This is a genomic window from Arthrobacter sp. FW306-07-I, from assembly GCF_021800405.1.
GTDB lineage: Bacteria > Actinomycetota > Actinomycetes > Actinomycetales > Micrococcaceae > Arthrobacter.
This window is the reverse complement of record NZ_CP084551.1, coordinates 1-20,997: the sequence shown is the minus strand read 5'-3', so window position 1 is coordinate 20,997 and position 20,997 is coordinate 1. Positions and strand designations below refer to the sequence as shown.

General features: G+C 60.6%; 18 protein-coding genes and 1 pseudogene. 2 read left to right on the top strand and 17 right to left on the bottom strand.

Going from position 1 to position 20,997, the window contains the following annotated elements; translation table 11 throughout:
* Positions 1–15: 15 nt before the first annotated feature.
* Genes LFT46_RS20770 through LFT46_RS20755 form a run of 4 tightly spaced genes read right to left on the bottom strand, consistent with a single transcriptional unit; the run spans position 16 to position 4,397 of the window.
* Positions 16–1,143 carry an ABC transporter permease gene (locus LFT46_RS20770; protein WP_236822130.1) on the bottom strand — a complete coding sequence of 376 codons (1,128 nt, stop codon included), beginning with the start codon at positions 1,141–1,143 and terminating at the stop codon, positions 16–18.
* A complete protein-coding gene (locus LFT46_RS20765) occupies positions 1,140–2,681 on the bottom strand; it encodes a sugar ABC transporter ATP-binding protein (protein ID WP_236822129.1) in 1,542 nt (513 codons plus the stop codon). Before LFT46_RS20765 ends, LFT46_RS20770 begins: the two co-directional genes overlap by 4 nt.
* On the bottom strand, positions 2,678–3,328 hold the full coding sequence (locus LFT46_RS20760) for a DUF2291 family protein (RefSeq protein WP_236822128.1): 651 nt from the start codon (positions 3,326–3,328) through the stop codon (positions 2,678–2,680). The genes LFT46_RS20765 and LFT46_RS20760 overlap by 4 nt, the downstream gene beginning before the upstream one ends.
* A 52-nt stretch (positions 3,329–3,380) precedes the next feature.
* Positions 3,381–4,397, bottom strand: coding sequence for a zinc-dependent alcohol dehydrogenase family protein (locus LFT46_RS20755; RefSeq protein WP_236822127.1), 1,017 nt, complete (start codon positions 4,395–4,397; stop codon positions 3,381–3,383).
* A gap of 232 nt (positions 4,398–4,629) precedes the next feature.
* Here LFT46_RS20755 and LFT46_RS20750 point away from each other — a divergent pair.
* Positions 4,630–4,899 (top strand): annotated as a pseudogene (locus tag LFT46_RS20750) (PfkB family carbohydrate kinase); the annotation flags it as partial.
* Between the two features lie 47 nt (positions 4,900–4,946).
* On the opposite strand, the gene LFT46_RS20745 reads toward LFT46_RS20750, so the two are convergent.
* Positions 4,947–6,086, bottom strand: a complete 1,140-nt coding sequence (locus tag LFT46_RS20745) for an IS30 family transposase (protein ID WP_442863703.1) — start codon at positions 6,084–6,086, stop codon at positions 4,947–4,949.
* A 414-nt stretch (positions 6,087–6,500) separates the two neighbouring features.
* Between LFT46_RS20745 and LFT46_RS20740 the strand changes: the two genes are divergently transcribed.
* The gene (locus LFT46_RS20740; RefSeq protein WP_336885566.1) at positions 6,501–7,178 is read left to right on the top strand and encodes an Abi family protein; all 678 of its coding nucleotides are present in this window, start codon (positions 6,501–6,503) and stop codon (positions 7,176–7,178) included.
* 378 nt (positions 7,179–7,556) lie between these two features.
* On the opposite strand, the gene LFT46_RS20735 is transcribed toward LFT46_RS20740, so the two are convergent.
* The 12 genes from LFT46_RS20735 to LFT46_RS20680 form a co-directional block, all read right to left on the bottom strand.
* Positions 7,557–7,838: a plasmid pRiA4b ORF-3 family protein gene (locus LFT46_RS20735; protein ID WP_236822125.1), complete on the bottom strand. Its 282-nt coding sequence runs from the start codon at positions 7,836–7,838 to the stop codon at positions 7,557–7,559.
* The gene (locus LFT46_RS20730) at positions 7,835–8,140 is read right to left on the bottom strand and encodes a plasmid pRiA4b ORF-3 family protein (protein ID WP_236822124.1); all 306 of its coding nucleotides are present in this window, start codon (positions 8,138–8,140) and stop codon (positions 7,835–7,837) included. Before LFT46_RS20730 ends, LFT46_RS20735 begins: the two co-directional genes overlap by 4 nt.
* Positions 8,141–8,315: 175 nt before the next feature.
* Positions 8,316–9,083, bottom strand: a complete 768-nt coding sequence (locus LFT46_RS20725; RefSeq protein WP_236822123.1) for an SDR family oxidoreductase — start codon at positions 9,081–9,083, stop codon at positions 8,316–8,318.
* Positions 9,084–9,189: 106 nt separating this feature from the next.
* Positions 9,190–10,752: an FGGY-family carbohydrate kinase gene (locus tag LFT46_RS20720; protein ID WP_236822122.1), complete on the bottom strand. Its 1,563-nt coding sequence runs from the start codon at positions 10,750–10,752 to the stop codon at positions 9,190–9,192.
* Positions 10,753–10,829: 77 nt separating this feature from the next.
* A complete protein-coding gene (locus LFT46_RS20715) occupies positions 10,830–11,870 on the bottom strand; it encodes an ABC transporter permease (RefSeq protein WP_236822121.1) in 1,041 nt (346 codons plus the stop codon).
* Positions 11,871–11,888: 18 nt separating this feature from the next.
* Positions 11,889–13,403, bottom strand: a complete 1,515-nt coding sequence (locus LFT46_RS20710) for a sugar ABC transporter ATP-binding protein (RefSeq protein ID WP_236822120.1) — start codon at positions 13,401–13,403, stop codon at positions 11,889–11,891.
* 8 nt (positions 13,404–13,411) lie between these two features.
* Positions 13,412–14,791 carry a sugar ABC transporter substrate-binding protein gene (locus LFT46_RS20705; RefSeq protein ID WP_236822119.1) on the bottom strand — a complete coding sequence of 460 codons (1,380 nt, stop codon included), beginning with the start codon at positions 14,789–14,791 and terminating at the stop codon, positions 13,412–13,414.
* Positions 14,792–15,308: 517 nt separating this feature from the next.
* Positions 15,309–16,202: a sugar-binding transcriptional regulator gene (locus tag LFT46_RS20700; RefSeq protein WP_236822118.1), complete on the bottom strand. Its 894-nt coding sequence runs from the start codon at positions 16,200–16,202 to the stop codon at positions 15,309–15,311.
* A 153-nt stretch (positions 16,203–16,355) separates the two neighbouring features.
* A complete protein-coding gene (locus LFT46_RS20695) occupies positions 16,356–18,008 on the bottom strand; it encodes an FGGY family carbohydrate kinase (RefSeq protein ID WP_236822117.1) in 1,653 nt (550 codons plus the stop codon).
* Complete coding sequence (locus tag LFT46_RS20690; RefSeq protein ID WP_236822116.1) at positions 17,894–18,151, bottom strand: biotin/lipoyl-containing protein; 258 nt, start codon at positions 18,149–18,151, stop codon at positions 17,894–17,896. The genes LFT46_RS20695 and LFT46_RS20690 overlap by 115 nt, the downstream gene beginning before the upstream one ends.
* A 4-nt stretch (positions 18,152–18,155) precedes the next feature.
* Complete coding sequence (locus LFT46_RS20685) at positions 18,156–20,240, bottom strand: alpha-ketoacid dehydrogenase subunit alpha/beta (RefSeq protein WP_236822115.1); 2,085 nt, start codon at positions 20,238–20,240, stop codon at positions 18,156–18,158.
* Positions 20,240–20,997 (bottom strand): class II fructose-bisphosphate aldolase (locus tag LFT46_RS20680; RefSeq protein ID WP_236822114.1); only part of this gene is annotated, 758 nt, incomplete at its 5' end. The genes LFT46_RS20685 and LFT46_RS20680, both read right to left, overlap by 1 nt.

The following is a 20,997-nucleotide window of genomic DNA, read 5'->3' as shown; positions in this document are numbered from 1 at the left end:
GTTTGATCATCACTGCTACTTCACCGGTTCCCTCAGGTTTGGGACTGGACCGCCGGAGGTGGTTGCCGGGTCCGGCCCGGATCCGACGGCGGACGGTTTTACCCTCTTGGAGCGGTATTCGACGCGGTTCAGCATGACGGCGACAACGATGACGGCACCCTTGAAGACCATTTGCCAGTACTCGGAGACTCCGATGATGACGAGGCCATCGGAGAGGAATCCGATCACGAACGCACCAAGGAGCGTGCCCCGGATGTTTCCGCGTCCTCCCGAGAGAGCCGCGCCGCCGATGACCACGGCGGCGATCGCAGTCAATTCAAACGAATTGCCCGTTGTAGGGTTCGCCGAGGTCAGTTCGGATGCAACGATGACGCCCGCGATGGCCGCACAGACGCCTGATATGACATAGATACGGACCTTGACTTTTTTGACCGGGATGCCAGACAGCTCAGCTGCACGTTCGTTGCCGCCTGAGGCGAACAGCCAGCGTCCGAAAGGAGTCTTGGCCAGCAGCACACTGGCGAGGAGTGCGATGACAACCATGACAACCACGCCGGTCGGAATGCCAAGAATCCGGTTGAAGCCGAGCCAGTCGAATCCGGTGTTGCCCAAGGCGTCGTCACCGCGCAGGTTCGGGTAGGTCAGGCCGCCCGTGATCAGCAGTGCGGCTCCCCGGACGACATAGAGGGTGCCCAGCGTTGCGACGAAGGGCGCGACACCAAACCGGGAGACCAGCACGCCATTAATCCAACCGACAAATCCACCGACCGCCACCGCAATCACAACGCATACCCATACAGAGGGGTACAAGGCAATGCCCAGCGCCGGGATCTGGATTCCCTGCATGAGGAACCCGGCCACGACGCCGGAAAGCCCGACCGTTGAGCCGACCGAAAGATCGATGCCGCCATTGAGGATCACCAGCAGCATGCCTATCGCCAGGATGGCAAACACGGCAACGTGCGCCGACATCGTCAGAAGGTTCTCAACGCTGAAGTAGTTCGGTGATAGAAAGGAGAAGATTACGGTGATGACGATGAGGGCGATGAAGGCCCTGCCTTCCAACAGCAACCGGGGGATATCAAGGCCGCCGGACAGCCATCCTGGCCTGGATGCTCCGATCCGTGTCCGTGTTGAAGTCATTTCTGGTGTCCATTCGTCTTCGATGTGGTGGTGGACTCGCCCGAGGCCGCCATGATTTGCTCTTTTGTTGTGGTTGACGCGTCAAATTCGGCGGAAATGCGGCCCTTGCTCATGACGATTACCCTGTGGGCGATGCTCAAACTTTCTTCCACCTCGGAAGTCGAATAAAGGACAGCTAGTCCATTGCCAGCCAGTTCGCTGAGCAGACCAAAGACCTCTGCCTTGGCTCCGACGTCGATTCCCCGACTTGGCTCATCGAGGAGTATCACGTTGGGTTTGGTGGCGAGCATCTTGCCGATGACGACCTTCTGCTGGTTGCCGCCGCTGAGGGAACCTATCGCGGCCGAAGGGCCGGCCGTCTTGACTCTGACGTCCTTAATTCCCTGCGCAACCAGCGTGTTCTCGGCCGATCCGGACAGCAGCAGTCCCCGGATGAATGAGCCGAGGCTGGCCAGTGAGAGATTTCGTCCGACAGACATTGTCTGCACCAGCCCGTCCCGCTGCCGGTCCTCAGGTACCAGACCAAGGCCCCAGCCGATGCGCTCGGCGATGGACAGCCCGTTCAGGTCCCGGCCGGAAACGACGACTCTGCCGCCGACGAGAGGGACGCGTCCGGCCAGGGCTTCGAGCATTTCTGTCCGGCCGGCACCCATCAGCCCGTAGATGCAGACTATTTCCCCGGCCCGTACGTTCAGGGAAACGCCGTTCACCGACAGGCGTTCCGGATTTGACGGGTCGGCTACTTTCACGTCGTCGACTTCCAGGGACACTTCTCCGAAGTCCGTCGACGGCGGCTGGCCGAGACTGAAGTTCCGGCCCACCATGTTCCCGACGATCCAGTCGAGGTCGATGTTCGCTGTGTCCTCTGCGGCGACAATCGAGCCATCGCGCAGCACTACTGCGTAGTCGGAAATCTCCAGCGCTTCCTCGAGATGATGTGAGATGTAGACGATGGAGACGCCGGAGGCGGTAAGATCCCGGATTACCTTGAATAGCACTCCGACTTCGGATGCGCTCAGGGCTGATGTTGGTTCATCCATGATGAGGATCCGGGCATTTACTGACAGGGCTCGTGCAATCTCGACGATCTGCTGTTGGCCTAGGCGCAGGTCTGCCACCAGGGTGTCGGGATCGATGGGTTCTTCCAGCCGCTCCATCAGTTCGTTGACTTCCCGGCGTTCTGCCGGGAAGTCAACCGCGCCTGTCCGGCCTGTGATTTCCCGGCCCATGAAGATGTTGTCGCGCACGCTCAAGTTCGGGCAGAGGCTTAACTCCTGGTGAATAATGGAGATTCCCTGCTCACGCGCATCAACGGTGGATGCGAATTCGATCCTCTCGCCGCGCAGTTCCAGACTGCCGGACGTCGGCATTTCGATCCCCGCCAGAATCTTCATCAGGGTGGACTTGCCTGCACCGTTTTCCCCGAACAGGACAGTCACCTTGCCCTCGACGACATCAAAGTCGACACCCTTGAGGGCGTGCGTGCCGCCGTAACGCTTGGTGACGTTCTGCGCCCGAAGTATCACGTTCGTGGTCATTTCGTCACGTCCACCTTCACCGGGGTAATGATGTACGCAGCGGGGTTGATCAACTGGAACGCCCCGACCACGGCAACTGTCTTACCCTCCAGAGTCTGCTTGTCCACGCTGGCCAGGACCAGCTTCTTGAGTTGGTTATTCAGTTCAGCGCCGACATTCTGATAGTCGATCTGGTTTTTGAACTGGGCATAATCAACTTTTCCCGTTGCATCGCGGATGGCCGTGCCGTTGACGGCCGGCCCCATTTGAACGAGAACCTTGATATCGCCCGGAACGCCGTCGACCTTCACGGACACCTGACCATTAGCATCGGGCGCCCCGGCAACTCCCGTCAGTTTCACCGAATAGACAGCCGGAGACGTTCCGCTGACAACGCCGTACTGTTTGGCGGCCGCAGCCGGATCAGAGCGGATGGCCTGGCTGACGGTCACGATGTCGGTCGCCCGCTTTTCGATGTCGGGCGCAATTTCCGACTCATATTTTTCCTCCGCAAACGCCTGCGGGCTGAAGGTGCCCGGCGCGGTCTCCGTGGCCTGGGATCCTGTAAGTATCTTCGTGCTGAAGAACATCAGGACCAGGAGAACCAGGATCGCGCCGAGGCCGATAAGACGGCCCGGTCTGAGGGCCGTTGACGTGCGAGTGCTCATGAGCTCAATCTTTGCTGTGTTGGATTCGGGATGGAGTGTGCCGGCTGGGACATCAGAGCACCCGGGACGTCGCGTCGTTGGGCCGGATCTGTAGCTTGCGGCCTGTGCCCTTTCGGAACATGTCCAGAGCATCGCTGTAGTCCTCAAGCGTGAACGAGTGGCTGATCATCGGCACACTCTTAATGGCCCCTGCTTCGAACATTTCCACGGCACGGCCAAACGTGTTCAGCACCGCCATGGTGCCGACGATGTTCAGTTCATCGCGGTAAACGCGGAACGGGGAGTATCCGGCCTTCGCCTCTGCTGGGGCAACACCGAAGTGCTGGAAGGTTCCGCCTGCCTTCACGCGGGGCAGCCCGTCCTCGATGGCACGGATGACTCCCGTGCAGTCGATTACCACGTCCCACTGGTCACGGCTGGCTTCGTCTGCGCTCGAATACACGTTTTCGATACCGACTTCTCTGGCGGCCTGCAGCCGGCTTTCGTTCAGATCGACGATGGTCACGCTGGCTGCACCGGCCCGCGGGGCGAGCTGGGCCATCAGCAGACCCATCGTGCCCGCACCGTAGACCAGGTAGTGCTCGCCCATTTTGCGAGGGAGGATGTCGTATCCGCGGATGGCACAAGCCAGCGGTTCAATAAGAGCCGCCTGATACAGGTCCGTCTCGGGCTTGAGCTTGAAGACATTACTGACAGGCGCTTTCAAGAACTGGGCAGCTGCGCCGTCACTCGCGACCACACCGAGGCCGTTCCAGTTGCGACAGAGGTTGCCCCTGCCGGTCAGGCAGTATTCGCATTCGCCGCACGTGGTGCTGGGGTTGACGACAACATGATCCCCGGCAACGAGACTCGTGACGCCCTCGCCGACTGCTACGACCGTGCCGGAGGCTTCGTGCCCCGGAATGAGCGGGAAAACGGTGCCTTCGAATTCGCCGTCGAGAACATGGGTGTCCGTGCCGCATATCCCAACTGCCGCCACTTCGATGACCACTTCTTTCGGCCCAGGGGTCGGGTTGGGAACCTCTACGAGTGAGAGCTGACCTGGGCCTTCAAAAACCATTGCACGCATCTGCTTTGACGCTCCTATCCGGAAGGGGCTCCGACTCGGCTGAGAGGCGGGGCTGTCGCTTCTTTCCCCCAAGACCGGTCCTGGAAGAAAAATTGAATTGCAGGTTCAGTTTGTTAGATCTTTGTTATCTTGTTGCTGAACCATGTTATAAATAAACGTAGCTGTGAGTTATCTCACTGTCAACCTCTTACTTCAGCCCCGCTAATCCGAGCCCCCAGCCGGGAAGAACGCAATGAATCAGCATGTGAATGGAATGAACCCGTCCGAAGCCCAGAGGGAAGTGGTAGTTGTCGGATCGGTGAACGTGGACATCCTGACAACCGTCGCCCGACACCCCGGCCCCGGCGAGACGGTGCAGGGAAGGCAGATACACCTTCTGCCTGGAGGTAAAGGAGCGAACCAGGCTCTCGCGGCCGCCCGACTGGGTGCGAAAACCAGGCTTATCGGATCGGTGGGCCAGGACACCAACGCTGACGTTGCCCTGGAAAGACTCCGAGCCGCCAGCGTGGACCTGACCGGCGGGCGGAGTTCAGCGGTCGTTGCAACGGTTTATGGTTCTAGCGCTGGTGAAGTCAGTTTAGCCAGGTGCTCCATGGGACTCTGCCAACCCAGGATTTCGCGTGGTCTGCGATTGAGTTCAGCGGCGACCCTGGTGAGGTGTTCGGGGGTGTGGACGCCAAGGTCTGTTCCTTTCGGGAAGTACTGCCGAAGCAGGCCATTAGTGTTCTCGTTTGAGCCGCGCTGCCAGGGGCTCGCGGGATCACAGAAATACACCGGAATCAGCGTCTGCCGCGTAAAACCCTGATGGCAAGCCATTTCAGTGCCCTGATCCCAGGTCAAAGAACGGCGCAGGTGCGGCGGGAGCGGGCTCATCGACTCAGCTAGCCGATCGCGCAGATTCTCAGCACCACGGTTCCCTGCCAGGTGCACGAGGATGATGAAGCGAGTGGTTCGTTCGACCAGTGTGGCGATGGCGGAGCGACCGCCCTTCCCAATTATTAGATCGCCCTCCCAATGTCCCGGTACTAATCTGCTCAGCACTTCCGCGGGCCTGTCCCGGATCATCACCACGTCCGGGAAGCGCCTGGTCCGGTGCTCCTTTCGGCGGCGCGGCCGGCGGCCAGTCCGTCCGCTGCGCAGCGATACAGCAGGGTCTACGGCCAGATCCAGGCTTCCGCGCCCATATAGGGCTTGATAAACAGTCTCGGGTACGACGTGCATCTCGGGTTGACCCGGGAAATAAGCGCGTAGACGGTTGCTGATCTGGCGGGGGCTCCAGCGTTGCTTCAGATGTTCACGCACGAACTCCTGCAGTTCGGGGTTGGCTGCTATCTTGCCGGGCCGCTGGCGGCTCCGTCTACGTTCGGCGCTGCGCTGTGCTGTCCGCGGACGATAGTTGCCAGAGGGTTCGTGAATGTTCCGGCGAATCTCTCTACTCACGGTGGATGGACTGCGCCCGAGTTCCATTGCGATAGCGCGAATGCTCCGCCCGGCATGCAGGAGGTCCGCGATCGTGATCCGTTCGGACTCGGAGAGAAATCGGGCAGAAATCGCGGCCGGTCTTAGACGGGAGATGGGGGCGATCTTTTTGACGTCGCCGGACTTCAGAACAACCGTATGACCGTGCCGCCATCGAGTGCCGGAACTACGGCTGATTCCAACGATTCGGCACGCTTCGGAATTGCCCATTCCCTGTTTCATCAGCTGATCATAGTGAGCCCGTGCAGCGTTCTTTGGAGGGGCACCCCGTGACTTTCGTGGTCGTTTCATATCTGCCAATTGCAACTCCCAAAAGCTCAGGTGTTGCAACGACCACTAGACGCCAAGCCCGCGAAATGGCTCACTTTTCGACCATCGCTGACACGCGAGCGTCATCAGGCTGATTCACCGTCCCCGATGCTGTCAGTATGAGATCTAAGAACGTCATGTTCCGTTGTCATTGAATTGGAATCTCACGCTATTCTGACGCTGGCGCACGCTGGCAGCAGCTGCCTCGACTGGAGCCACATTCGGAAAACCGATATAGTCGAAGCACTACGACCGGTTCCGCCTACTTCGGTAGGTCCAGGGCCGGTCTTCACTTTCCCTGAGCAGGAGGCTCAGTTGACCGCACCCGTTAAGGCCTACAAGACCTACACGGAGCAGGTCGACCTCCTAGCCTCCCGAGGGATGGGCATTGCCGATAGGGAAGCTGCCATCCAGCAGCTACAGCACATCAACTACTACCGCTTGAGCGGGTATTGGTATTCATTCAGGCGCCAAGGACCTGCAGGCCGGGACGACAGCTTCTACACTGGAACAACATTCGCTGACGTAGTCAGGCTCTACAGCTTCGATGCCAGTCTGCGAACAGCAACCTTCGCCTCCCTCACACCGATCGAGCTGGCATTGCGAGCATTACTCGGCCATGCGTTAGGGACGATCGACGAATGCGCCCATCTCAAGCCAGCGCTTCTTGGGCCGAGGGCAGGCCAGGGCACCTCCTATGTGACGTGGATGCAACGGTACAAGAAGAGCCTCGCCGATTCTAAGGAAGACTTCGTCAAGCACCATCATGCCAAGTATGGGGGAACTCTTCCCGTTTGGGCAGCCGTTGAAATTCTCGACTGGGGAGCACTCACCTACCTGTACGGTTTCTCACCTCGACAGATCCAAGACGACATCGCGGACACGTTTGGCCTCACCGCCCCGCAGCTCGAATCCTGGATGAAATCGCTTAACGTCCTGAGGAACATCTGCGCCCACCACGGGAGACTCTTTTTAATAAGGTCCACGCACTAAAGCCCAAACTTCCAAACGTGGGCCGACTGCCTGAACTTGATCATGCCCGCCAAGAAATGAACCGGACCTTCGGGCAGCTCGCCCTCATCCAGTACATGCTGCAGGCACTCAATGTAGGTCGCCTCCAGCTCCTCCCGGCCGTCTTGCGCTCATATCCTGATGTTCAGTTACTTCCCATCTCACATATTGGAGCCCCGCGCGACTGGTCCACATTCCCGCTCTGGAGCTAGCTGCCCGACGGGCGCCCGAGGTGTGGGAATTCAAACACGCAGCTTGACGGAATCTTCATTATCGGCCTTTAAAATTAGGTGGGGGAGAGCCCTAAATGAGGCTCTTTCCTGCCTGCTATTCGTGGAGTTTCGGTCGCGGGTCCCAGCGTCAGAACAATGTAGCCAGTGTCCGGTTTACGGCGGCGATGTCCAGAAAAGCCGGGTCAAAAGGCTGACAGGAGCCGGTCATATCGGCCACCCAGGCAGAGTACTCGTCGTGGTCAGGATGAGACGGATCAGCCAAGGCATCCGTGATGTCCTCGTACCCGGGTAATCCTCCAGAGTCCTCCAGCGGTCCGCGTCGGGCGCCGGCGATCAGACGGGCTGGCGGCGCGCCTTTGTCGATTGGGCCGTCGGGACACCAGCTCAAGCCGGTGCAGCCAGCTCTCACCGAAGTCGTATTCGTAAAACGCCACCCCGGGGGCCAGCGCGAACAGCTGCTCCAGGGAGGGATGCTCCTCTGGTTTGTCCCCCGGATCGAAGCGCTCCTGCTTCGGGAGCCGCTGCAGGTCTTCGGGTCTCGCCGCTGGGCGGCTGCAGCCGCACGAAAGGCTCCAAGGCTGTGAACCTGTGCAGGTGCATGTCCTTCCAGCCAAAGGCCGCCTGCAGGACCCGGTGGACTTGATCCAGAGTCATGGTGCTTCGGATCTCGAGCTGGCGCCAAATCTCAGGGTGGCTGTCGACCAGCCCCACGCGGCCCTCCAGGATCGAGTCCCCTGCGCCACGTCGGTGCCGGCTTCAAATTTGTCCATGCCGCGCATTTTTGCAGGCCTCATGGCCCTACTGGTTAGACGGGGTGACCTCCCCCGGCGCGCCCATAGGTTGACGAAGTATCAACTATTGGCTCTTAGAATCGCGGAGAGGTTTATCACCATATGACGAAGCCGCCGTCGACCAGCAGATCGACGCCTGTGACGAAGGATGCCGCGTCGCTGAGGAGGAATGCCACAGGCCCGGCAATATCTTCGGGTTCGGCGTTTCTGCCCAAGGGGGTATCTTGTGCATAGCCAGCCATGGCGCTGGCCTGTTCGGGGCGTTTGGTCATGGGTGTGTTGGTGTATCCCGGGCTGACGCTGTTGACTCTGATGCCCCGCGATGCCCATTCCCAGGCGAGACTCTTGCCCAAGTGGACTACTCCTGCCTTAGCGGTGTTGTAGTGGGCCTGGACCAGTCCTCTGTTGGCTATGGTGGCCGACATGGATGCGATGTTCACGATGGATCCTCCCCCGTTGCGAAGCATGGCGTTGCCTTCGGCCTGACAGGACAGGAAGACGCCGGTCAGGTCGACGTCCAGAACCCTCTGCCACTGGGCGAGTGGCATATCTTCCGCTGGCGCGGCGTTGGCGATGCCGGCGGCATTGACCGCCAGTGAGATGGTGCCCAGTTCTTTGTCAATGGCGGCAACGGCATCGATCATGTCTTGGGACTGGGTCACATCTGCTGCGACGTAGGCGGCTCGACCGCCGCAATTCTTGATCTCGGCGGTCACGCCTTCCAGATCGGTGCCAGCGAGGTCGACACAGCCGACAGCAGCCCCCAGTTCAGCGATGGCAACGGCGATGGCCCGGCCAATGCCGCTGCTTGCTCCAGTCACGACGGCGGTTTTGTTTTCCAGAGTGAATTTTGGTGCACTCACGGTAGTTCTCCTAGGTGAAGGGGTCTGTTAGTTCCCAATGCGACGGGGTGCCGACCGCCATTGGCCGCTCCATGACTTATGTGCGGAGCGGGAGCGCGAGGGGTGGTCAGCTCTGGTGGCGGCGGACGATCGCCTGCAAGTCCTGGAAGTTGCCTTGGATGTTTGTGTACACGTCTTTGTAGAGCTGGAAGTACTCCATGTACATGTCGTGGTTCTGCTGGTCAGGCTCAAGGTGCTCCCGATAGGTGCACCACTCTTTGGCGACGGTGAAGTCGTCGAAGACGCCCACACCGACGCCGGCCAGAATGGCGTCCCCCAGTGGGGCGCCGGTGCGGCCCTTGAGCATTGCGGTTGGGATGCCGAATACGTCCGTGATGATCCGTCGCCAGACCTCGCTTTTCGCCCCGCCCTCGTTGAAGATGAGGGGGTTGGTGATATTCAGTCCTGTTCGTTGGAGAACGGAGAAGGAATCGAAGAGCGCATAGGCCACGCCTTCCATGAAGGCCCGGAAAACGTGGCCGCGGTGATGATGCAGTGAGAGCCCGAACATGACTGCGCGGGCAGACGTGTCCCAGATGGGAGAGCGTTCACCCATGAGGTAGGGCAGTACCAGGAGTCCTTCGCTGCCAGGGGGAACGTCGCGGGCCTGGAGCGTGATCAGGTCGTAGGAGCTGACCTTCAGCAGACGTTCCACGTCGGCCTCGCCTTCGCCGAAGGTGTCCCGGAGATAGCGCAGCGCCTGGCCGCCGGTGGTGGTGACCGCCACCGCGGAGAAGGTGTCCCGGGGGGAGGTTGTGTAGGGGATGTTCACCATCCGCAGACCGTCTGGTGAGCTGAGGTAATCCATGTTCTGGTGCACGACCCCGAGGACGCCGCTTGTCCCGAGGTTCAGCTGCATGTCACCGGCCTCGACCGCCCCGCCAGCTATCCAGCCGGCATTGCAGTCGACTTGTCCCCCTACGACGCGGGTTCCGGCCTGGAGGCCGGTGGCGCCCGCTGCCTCGGCTGTGATGCTTCCCACGACGTCGGTGCTGTCGCACAGGCGGGGGAGAATTTCCGGGTCGAGTTGGAGTTTTTCCAGGATGTCGTTGTGGAAAACGCCTTTACGGATGTCGAAGGCTATCCCGTAGAAAACAGCGGAACTGGTGTTGAGTGTGAACTCGCCGGTGAGTCGGGACACGATGAAGCCGTCGATGGTCAGGGCCTTGTAGACCTGGTCATAGATCTGAGGCTTATTCCGCCGGTACCAGAAAAGGTTGACCAGGTTGGGGTGGTCCTCGATGCGGTTGGCCGTAACGTCCTCGATAACGGACTCCCCGACCAGGTTCCTGATGACAGTTACTTCCTCCAGTGCCCGGCGGTCCATGAGATTCATGGCAGGGGCAACGGGACGGCCTTGGGTGTCGACCAGCACCATTGAGGGCAAGGCGCTGGAAACGGCTATTCCCACGATTTCCTGTGGGAGGCACTGGGTGTCGCGGAGCACCTGCTGGATCATTTCGCACGTCACCCGCCAGTAGGTTTCCGGGTCATGTTCTGACCATCCCGGACGCGGGTGGAAGATGGGGTATTCGCGGAACGCATAGGCAAGGACTTCGCCTTGATCGTCGATGATGCAGGCTTTGGCGCCGCCTGTGCCGAAATCTATCCCAAGTAGCCGAGTGGCCATCTCATTTTCTCCTAGTTGCGATAGCGCCTGAGCGTGGGTTGAACCCGTCGCTGTAGTAATCGGGGCTGCGGGGCCCGCTATTTCACTACTGCCACGCCGCGACGGTCAAACGTCAGCAGAACCGCGAGGATCACCACAAGTCCTTGAACGATCTGCTGGGCCGCCGGTGGGAGGCCGATGATCAGCATTCCGTTTGTGAGCTCCACCAGGATCAGTGTTCCGATCAGGCCTCGTGCCGCACCTCCCTGGCCGCCCGAAAGCGGAGTGCCTCCCATGACGATGGCGGCGATGGAGGGTAGTAGGAAGGAGTTGCCGATGTCGGGGGTGGCAGCGGTGGTTGAGAAGAGCACGAGTACTCCGGCCAGGGCGCAGCACAGGCCGCTTGCGCCGAAGGCCAGGGCCTTCACCCACTTGACGTTGACACCGGATGTCTTCGCCGCGCGTTCGTTCCCGCCGATCGCGTAAATGAACCGGCCGGTCGCTGTGCGCCGCAGGAAGACGATCAGAACAAGCCAAAGAATAACGGCATAAACCAGCGGAAGGGGGAAGACGCCGAAAAGGCTACGCTGGAAGGCTGCGTTCAGCGGCCCGCTGACCAGCTGAACGGGAAAGCCCCCGGACAGAAGGAGGGCGATACCACCAAAAGCGAAAGACGTACCTAATGTCACGAGGAATGATGGGAGCTTAATATAGGAGACGATGACGCCGTTAAATAGGCCGATGAGCAGTCCGAGCGGCAAGACGAAGAAGACTGCGGACTGTCCCATGGATTGGGCTAGGAGCGCGGCCGACACCGCGCACAGCGACACGATGGCCCCAACGGACAGGTCGATGGAACCGAGGAGGATCGGGGCAGTTCCTGCAGCCACCACAAGAAGCAAGACCGAACTCTGGCGCATCATGCTGTCGAGGTTTCCCGGTGATAGGTATTGCGGGTTCATCGAGACGAAGATAACGGGCAGGATCACCAAGGCCGCGAATAGCAGCAGTGTCTGGAGGCGGTCACGGTTCATAAATCCTGCCTTATTTATCGGGCGGATTGGTGCAAATCCGGGTTTTCTCGGCAGGGTGTCTTTGCTGGTGGGCGGCTTTGTGGCTGCCAGTGGTTCGGAACTCATGGTGGTTCTCCCTTGAAACTATGAGGTTGCTTGTGCGAGTTCGGTCAGCGTGGGTTCCGCCCCGGACCGGCAGTTGAATTCTGCGCTTATACTTCCGTTGCGGAAGGCGATAAGCCGGTCGCAGATCGGCATGAGTTCTTCCGGCTCGTCGCTGGCGACAAGGACCGAAACTCCCCGGTCGGAGGCTTCCAGGATCAGCCGGAATATCTCGGCCTTGGCGTGGACGTCGATGCCTCGGGTGGGCTTGTCCAGGACGATGACCTGAGCGGCATCTGACATTGCACGGGCCACCAGGAGTTTCTGCTGGTTACCGCCTGAGAGGGCACCGGCAGGCTGCTCAAGTCTCGCAATCTTTATCCCGTATTTGGACACAAGTTCCTGGGCGAACGCCTTTTCGGCCTTTGGTTTACGTGCGAGATCCTGGCGGCGCTCGGCTGCCATGGCGCCCAGGGCCAAATTGTCCTGAACGGAGTGAAGTAGCGAAAGCCCTTCACCTCCCCGGTCAGCTGGCACAAACCTCACCCCTGCCCTGAGTGAGCCCTTGACGGAGGCTGGGACTTTCTTTCCGTGGACGCGGACCTCTCCGGATGACGGTTTGAGCAGCCCGGAGATGCATCTGGCGATCTGCGTCTTTTCCTCGGATTCTCCGATGAGTGCCACGACTTCGCCCGCGTGCAGGCGAAGGGTGACAGGTTCGGCCAGACTTGGCAGAACGAGCTCCTGCAGTTCCAGCGTGGGTTTCCCCTGTTCGGCGCGGGCATCTCTGCGGGCGTGACGGGTGACGTGCGCTTCGCCTACCATCAGCTGACCAAGCTCCTCTGCTGTTGTCCTGCGCGGGTCAGGTTCGCCCACTACCTGTCCATCCCTCAAAACCACTACCCGGTCGCTCCATTCCAGAAGCTCGCTGCCCCGGTGCGTCGTGAGAATGATGCCCATCCGGCTGCGAAGTTGGTTGATGTGCCCCTCGAGGAAGTCGACCTGCGTCTGGGTGAGGCCGCTGGTAGGTTCGTCCAAAAGCAGGACAGGCTTTTTGATCTTGGCCAGCCGTGCCATATAGAGAGCTTTGGCGATTTCAACGAGCTGCCGTTCTGCCATCGTGAGCTGATCGACGCGTTTCTTCGCGTCGAGGTCTCCGAGCCCGGTGTCGTCCAGGAAATCAGCAGCAGTCGCGGTCGTCCGTTTGGGCGTGAGCAGGCCGAACTTGCGGATGTATTTTTCCGTTCCCAGAGTCAGGTTCTCGGCAACGGTCAGGTTGTCGATGACCGACAGCTCCTGGTAGATACGGAAGACGCCGGCTTCGGTTGCCCCCGAATACGACGTCGGCCGGTATTTCTTTCCCGCTAGTGACATGGATCCGGAATCTGCCGTGAAAAGTCCCGACAGAATGTTCAACAGCGTGGATTTACCTGCGCCGTTATGCCCTGCGAGACCAACGACTTCGCCGAGGTGAAGGTCAAAGGAAACCGAGTCAATAGCTTTGACCCCTTTGAATGCTTTGCTGAGGTCGCGGATTTCCAGCAAGAGACTGTCCATAACCACAACTAGAACTTCATTCCGAAGACTGTCGTTCCCGTAGTCGTGAGCGCGATGGCACTAGCGTATGGGTTCTTCTTCGCATGCTGCGCGTACAGGTCCGTGAACTTCTTTATTCCCCCGGCATCCAGCGACGTCTGCAGTGCGTCCGGGAACTTGAACCCTGCAGGTTGAGGGGTGTTGAGGTCCTCGGTGAAGAACTTGACCGGATCAACCGGAGCAAGGGCTACCTGCGTGTCCCAGTCATCAGGGTTCAGGTGGCGGGACATCTTTTTCCAGTCAAAGCCCGTTGTCGGCGACGTCGCGATCTTCTTGTATTCCTTAGCTGCCTCCTTCGTGTCGATGACTAGGGCATCCTGGAAGATCATGTGTTCGACTGGATCCATCTTGACGCCGTTGGCCAGGTCGTAATTGCGGACGATCATGTAGCCGCCCAGCCAGGTTCCGAAAATAGACTGGACGGCCACTACGTTCGGGCCCTGGATCAGCTTGTCCAGGATCGCGGCTTGCTCATCGGTACCCCCGACTTTGATGTGGTCGTTGCCCTTTTCCTCCAGGACGGAGACAGCGCCGAGCGCTGACGATGAGTTGTGGCAGATGATTGCGTCGATGTTGTCGAACCGCGAGAGCATAGTCTGCACGACCGGGCGGGTGTCCTGACCGTTTTCCTTACCGTCCTGCTTGGCGAGTACGGTGATGCCCGGGAAGCCCGCCACGGCCATGTCAAATCCCTTCTCCCGCACCATGGACGTCCGGTCGGTAGGCGAGCCCTGAATGTAGACGACGTTGCCTTTGCCGCCGATGGCTTTGAACACCGCTTCGCTGAGGGTTTTTTGTCCAAGGACCTCCCGGGGGGTGAAGAGCGTAGTGTACAGATCCTTGAAATCCGGTTCTGAGGGGACCATCCACGGGGTGGCGGTGAATGAGGTGTCCATGGGTATGTTCTGGTCGGCCAGGATACTGCCCATCTGACGGACCGCATCATTGTTGATCGGGAAGGTGATCACTTGGCTTGCGCCGGCCGCTTTGGCCGAACGCAGCTGATCAATCTGGGCTGAAGCCGAACCCTCGTAGCTCTGCATCCGGAAGGTCAGACCCAGGGCCTTAGCCGCCTCCGTACCGCCGATATTCCACAGCGTGAAGTATTCATTCGTCAGGCTCGGAACGGATGCGAGGGCCACTCCCCCGCCTGCTCCCCCGCCTGCGGAGGCACTCGCGCCCGACGCTGCTCCAAGGGGTTCACTGCATCCGGCCAGGGCACCGCCGAATCCCAGCGCCAGGGCGCCTACCCCGAGGCCTTTAAGGAGTTGCCGGCGGTCAACGGAGCCATCATTCAGTCGGGCGAGCAGGCGCGCCTTGGGGCTGTCTTCAAAGTTCTGTGGATTCATCATTGGATACTCACGTTTCATAAGAAGTTATGGGGGATCGTCGTCCTGAAACGCCGCCCTTCCTTGGGCGGCGTGCCATTTTGGCGAATATGAAATCACATTTGTGAGGAAGGTCACGTATGTGAAAGCCACGTTAGTGTTATGAGTCACAGATGTCAATGAAAGTACGAAGACGCAGGTCAGTATCCCCGGCGGAACGGAACTCGCGGCAATGACGCTGAAGGGAGGATGACTATGTCAACTCTTTTTGGGGCCGTCCTACCGGGGCCATCCAAACCTGTCACAACCAGGACGAAGCAGCTTTTGGGCGTACATGAGGACACAACGGCTCGTGGGCCGAGTGCACGGATGGGCGCCACTGCGGGCATCCATGAGGTGGATGGCATCAAATCAAAGTCACCGTTCCCACCACGTTCGGAAGCATGGAGGTGAAGGCACGTGGAACATGCGTGCGAACGGTTCGGGGTTGCCGGCCGCGGAAGGCCCGGGCTGGACCGGTGAGAGCGCTATGTCGGGCCTAGACGGCTTCCAGGGAGTGTCCAAGGGCGCTGTCGGCGATGAGTACGTTCACGATCCCGCCCCGGATTGCTGCCGCCACCGCTTCTGCTTTGTTGCTGCCGCTGGCAACGGCCACGACAGTGTCGATCTTCCTGAGGTCGTCAAGGTCCAGGGAGATGATCCGCCGGTTGATGGCGAGGTCGAGCTGCTTGCCTTCTTTGTCGTAAAAGCGTCCGGAGATCTGCCCGACGGCCCCCAGATCGACTGCCTCCCGGATTTCCTCATCCGATGCGCCAGCGCGCTGGAGAAACAGGTTTGAGCTGTCCATGCCGTAGTGGCCGACACCGAGAACCGCTACGTCGGTGGTTCTTGCAAGCGCGAGGGCGGTGGCGACCTGCTCGGTCTTCATCAGGGCTGCCGCTGTGGCTTCGTCCTGTGTTGTTGCCGGGGCATTGAAGTACCGGTATCGGCCGCCGAGTTTCTCGGCGAGGTTCCGGACCAGGTCGTGCCCGGAGAATCGGGAGTCGATGCTGAGTTCGCCGGCGATCTGGACGACTTCGACATCCATCCGGCGGTTGAAGTGGGCGCTGTCGACCATTGCTTCGACGGTGCTGCCCCAGCACAGCCCGAGTGTCTGGCCGTCATGGAGGTTTTTATCAAGCCAGCTGCAGCCGGCCTGGCCTACGGCGAGCAACCCGTGGCTGGCCGCGCCTACGCCGGTCTCCCGGCCTGGCACCACGATGACCTCAGAAATTCCGTCACGGGAGAATTTGGACAGGAGGCGCTGTTCCATGGCGGGGTCCCGGTCCAGAGGGTAAGCGATCTCGAATCTTACGATGTATTGCTCTCTGGCGGCGGTCAGCATGCGGGAGACGTTCGAGCGGGTAACACCCAACTGCGTGGCTACCTCCATTTGGGAAAGCCCTTGGACGTAGTACAGGAATGCAGCGTGCGCGAGTCTCTCAGCGCTTAGCCTTACCATGCTGCTCCCTACCGGCACCTAGAGTGCCTCGAATTATTCCTTTAATCATAACGACCGCCCGGTGGACCATGGTCGCGGCCGTGGTCAATCGAGGTTGCGGGTAATGAGTTCCTTCCAGTGACGGAATCCTTCCATGGCGTAGGACTGGTCTGAGGGCTCAAAGTAGTCCGGAACGCGGGTTGACGTTGAGGCTGCGTTGAGGTCGTCTCCCAGTGTTTTGAGGGCCGTGCGGGCGGCGCCCAGTGCCGTGAGTTCACGGCTGGGTGGCCGGATGATTGTCTTGGACGTGAGGTCCGCGAGAAGTTGGCACAGATAGTTGCTGCCGGCTCCGCCTCCGTCGACGGATAGTGGTTTTGCAGGTTGGGGACCGGGGAGGGCGTTTATGAGATCGAAGGCCTGGAAGGCCATGCTCTCGAGGCCTGCACGTACGATGTCTGATGGGCCGGAGTCCATGAGCAGTCCGCTGATGATCGCCCCGGTTCCCTTGGGCCAGCGGGGGGCGCCCAACTCGGTAAATGACGGCACCAGATAGACTCTTCGTCGCGCTGGCAGCTGACTGCGTCCGGGTTCGCTGTCGGGGTGGTCCGCCGGGGAGAGGACGCGGGAGAGCCATGACATTGTGTACCCGCAGTGAAAGGCCGATCCCTCCATCTCATACACCGCACCGGCCCCGGGTGTGGACCAGGCCACCGAGGTGACGAGGCCTTCGGCTGTTGACGGCGTATGGCCCAGATTGGAGCTGATGACACAGGAGGTGCCGAACGTTGCCTTTGCTTCCCCGGGCAGGTCGCAGCCGTGGCCCAGCAGGGAAGCCTGCTGGTCCCCGATCATGCCGGTGATTGGGATGCGGTAGCCGGTGCGTTCAGGGTCCGTGAATCCGAAGTGTGACGAGGTGGCCCTGATTTCCGGCAGGGTTGCCCGGGGTATGCCAAGGGCCTCGGGAAGCTGTTCGTCCCAGTCCAGCGAAGTCAGGTTCAGGAGCTGATATCGCGACGCGTTTGATGCATCGGTGGCGTGGACGGCGCCGCCGGTTAGAGAGTACAGGAGCCAGGAATCGATGGTTCCGACGGCCAGTTTGCCGGAGCGGGCCATGGCGGCGAGGTCGGGTCTCGCGTCGAGCAGCCAGGCTATTTTGGAGCCGAAGAAGAAGGTGTGGTTGCTGAGCCCCGTTTTTTTCCTAATCAGGGGCGCCAGCCCTTCGTTGTCCCAGCGGGCGACGATGTTCTGGCTCTGCTGTGACATCCACATTATGCCGTCATGGACGGGCAGCCCTGTATCGCGTGACCAGGCGATGGCTGACTCTCGCATGTTGGTGATGCCAACGCAGAGCGGGGTTTCGTCGCACCCTGCGATGGTCGCACGCAGCACCCGGACTGTTGCGGCAACGAGTTCAAGGGGATCGATTTCTATTTGCTGCGGGCCCTTGACTTTCAACGTGAGTTTTTCCGATGCCCCTACTGTGTGAGACCCGGTTATTGGGTCAAAGAGGAGGCATCGGACGGACTGTGTTCCGCAGTCAATGGCTAAAACTTGGGCATGACCCACGGTGCTCGCTCCTGGGATGAGTGATGGTTCGCATCCCTGCGTCAAGCAGGGATGCGAACCAGGACACTTGTATGGTGCTATTCGGAAGGGATGGTTTCCCCGGGCTCGCCGATGTAGGCGATGACCGTGCCCGCGTTCACGGTGGTGTCCGCGGGACAGACAATCTTCAGCAGGACGCCGTCGGCGACGCATTCGACCTCGAGCTGGGCCTTATCGGTCTCCACGCTCAGCAGGGGCTGTCCCATTTCGACGGTGTCGCCCTCCTGGACCAGCCATTCCTGGATGTAGGCTTCTTCACTGGTCTGCCCGAGGGCTGGCATTACGATGGCTTCCACGGTTTTACTCCTTTTCGGATCGCGTTTGGTTGTGGGACAGGACGTCCCGGACCGCAGCTTCAATGTGCTCCCCCAACGGCAGAACTGCGGCTTCCAGCGGCGGTGAGAAGGGCATGGGGATGTCCCGGCTGGCGACGCGGCGCACCGGCGCCTTGAGATCGGAGAACAGCTCGTCAGAGACGCGGGCACTCACTTCAGCACCCCACCCCCCGGTCAGATGTGCTTCGTGCGCAAGGACCAACCTGCCAGTGCGCTTGACGCTCTCCATCACCGTCGTCCAGTCGAACGGAGACAACCATACGGGGTCAATGATCTCGAGTTCGATGCCCTCTGCTGAAAGTTTTTCGGCAAGTTCCAGGGCTTTGTACAGTTCGGTGAAGGTCGCGACGATGGTGGCGTCCTTACCTCTTCGGCGGACACGTGCCTGACCAACAGGCAAAGCGAAGTTCTCTTCCGGAACATAGGCCCGGGTGTTGATGGAACCGGCTTCCTGTCGCTTCTTCGCCCCGTAGAGCAGCTTGTGCTCGAACACCAGGACCGGGTCGTCATCCCGGATGGCGGATGTGAGGGCGCCCTTGGCCGTGTAGGGGTCCGAGATGCAGAGCACCTTGATCCCCGGTACATGCATGAAGAAACTTTCGGGGCACTGGGCATGCTGTGCACCGCGCTGGGATGCACCCACCGGGCACCGCAAAACCATCGGAATAGTCAGTTTTCCGTTGGACATGTAGCGTTGTTTCGCGGCTTCGTTGACGAGTTCGTCCATGGCTTCGAAAACAAAGTCCGCGTACTGCAGATCCGGCACGGTGCGCATCCCGCCGATGGCGGCACCGATCGACGCGCCGATGATGGCCTTTTCACTGATCGGGGTGTCAATCACGCGGTGCCGGCCGTACTCCTCGGCCAGTCCCTGGTACACCCCGAATGCGCCGCCGAATCCGCCGGGCACACCGACATCCTCGCCCAACAGGACCAGGGACTGGTCCGTGCCCAGTTCGCTATGCAGTGTCTCCCTGATGGAGTCCGCGATCGACAGGTACCGGTCCTCCGGGCCTTCTTCGAGCGGGCCGGCACCTTCAACTTCCTGGGGCGGGTTGCCGAAGATGATGTTCGGTGCGAGGGCCGTGACCGGATCCGGCCACGGTGCCTGTTGGGCGTGTTTGAGCGCTTCCGCGATCCGCTTCTTGGCCCGTGCGGTGGCTTCTTTCACCTGTTCCTCGGATGCGGTGCCTTCTTCAACGAGTGCAGCACCGAACGTTTTGATCGGGTCCTTCGCCGCCCAGATGGCTTCTTCGTCCTTGGTGCGGTAACCCCTGGCGTCGCCGCGGCTGTGGCCCACGTACCGGTACGTGAGGAACTCGAGCAGGACTGGTCCCTTGCCGCTTCGGGCGGTTTCCAATGCGCGCTGGGTCGCCTCCCTGACCGCCCTGACGTCCATGCCGTCGGCCTGTTCGGAAGGAATCCCGTAGGACGCACCCCTGGACGCGACATTGATGTTCCGGGTGGTCTCGTGGAATGGGGTTGAGGCGCCGTACATGTTGTTTTCACAAACAAAGATCACGGGCAGATCGAACGCGGCAGCATAGTTGACGCCTTCGTGGAAGGCGCCTTCGTTGACTGCTCCGTCACCGAAGAAACAGACGACGACGTTGTCCGTCTCCTTGTATTTCAGGGCATGTGCGAGTCCCGGGGCGATCGTGACTCCGCCGCCGACGATGGCGATCGAGGGTAGGATGCCAAGGGCCGGATCGCCCAGGTGCATGGATCCTCCGCGGCCGCCTAGGCAGCCGGTTTCCCGGCCATAGATTTCCGCCATTCCAGCAGAGGGATCGAGGCCCTTGGCCAGGGCGTGGCCGTGCGGCCTGTGCGTGGAGGTGATCCAGTCCTCGGTCCGCAGCAGCGAGCAGACACCGACAGCGACGGCTTCCTGCCCCTGGGACTGGTGCAGTGTTCCCGGGATTTCTCCCTGCAGGTAGCGCAGGTAGGCGGTCTGTTCAAACTGGCGGATGAGGACCATTTCCTCCAGAAGGTGAAGGGCCTCGTCGGCGTTCAGAACTTCTTTTTGCAGGGTCTCGGTTGGGTGTGACATTAGCGGCCGGCCTGACCGGTGGAGCCGAAGACGTCCATGAGCCGCTGGATCTCCTTACGCAGCGCCACGCCTGCGCGGGAATTGGCATCGCCCTCGAACCGTGAACCGAAGACGAGGTTCGGGTCCTCGACCGGGCGGCCCAGCTCGGCAACGAGGGCCTGGCCAAACACATGCTTGAGCTTGGTCCCGACGTTGACCTTGGTGATGCCGGCTTCCACAGCCTGCCGCGTCTGCTCGTCCGGTGTGCCGGATCCGCCGTGCAGAACGAGGGGCACATCGACGGTGTTGCCGATTTCCTTGATGAGGTCCACCTGAACCGTGGGCACGTGGCCGCCGGTGACGAAGTGGACGTTCCCGACGGCAACCGCGAGGCAGTCCACTCCGGTTTCACGGACGAAGAGTTCGGCGGCTTCCGGAGTCGTGTAGGAGGCGCCGGCGGCGTCCAGTATGCCACCCTTGATTTCCGCCAGGGCGCCGATTTCACCTTCGACAGCGACGTTGACGGCATGGGCTGCTGCGACCAGTGCTGCCGTGTCCGCGATCAGCTTGTTCTGGTCCCACCCCTGCGTGTGCATCATGACCGAGTTGAAGCCGGCCCCGAGCCCCCCTGCGGCTTCGGCGAAACTGTCGGCCTCGTTGAACAAAGTGGCCACCGGAACCTTGGCCCGCTCGGCCAGGGCACGGCAGGCCGCACCGTAGAGTTCGATGCCTCCGGACTGCAGCCATTCGTGGTTTGCGGAGAGTCCGCCGATTCCGA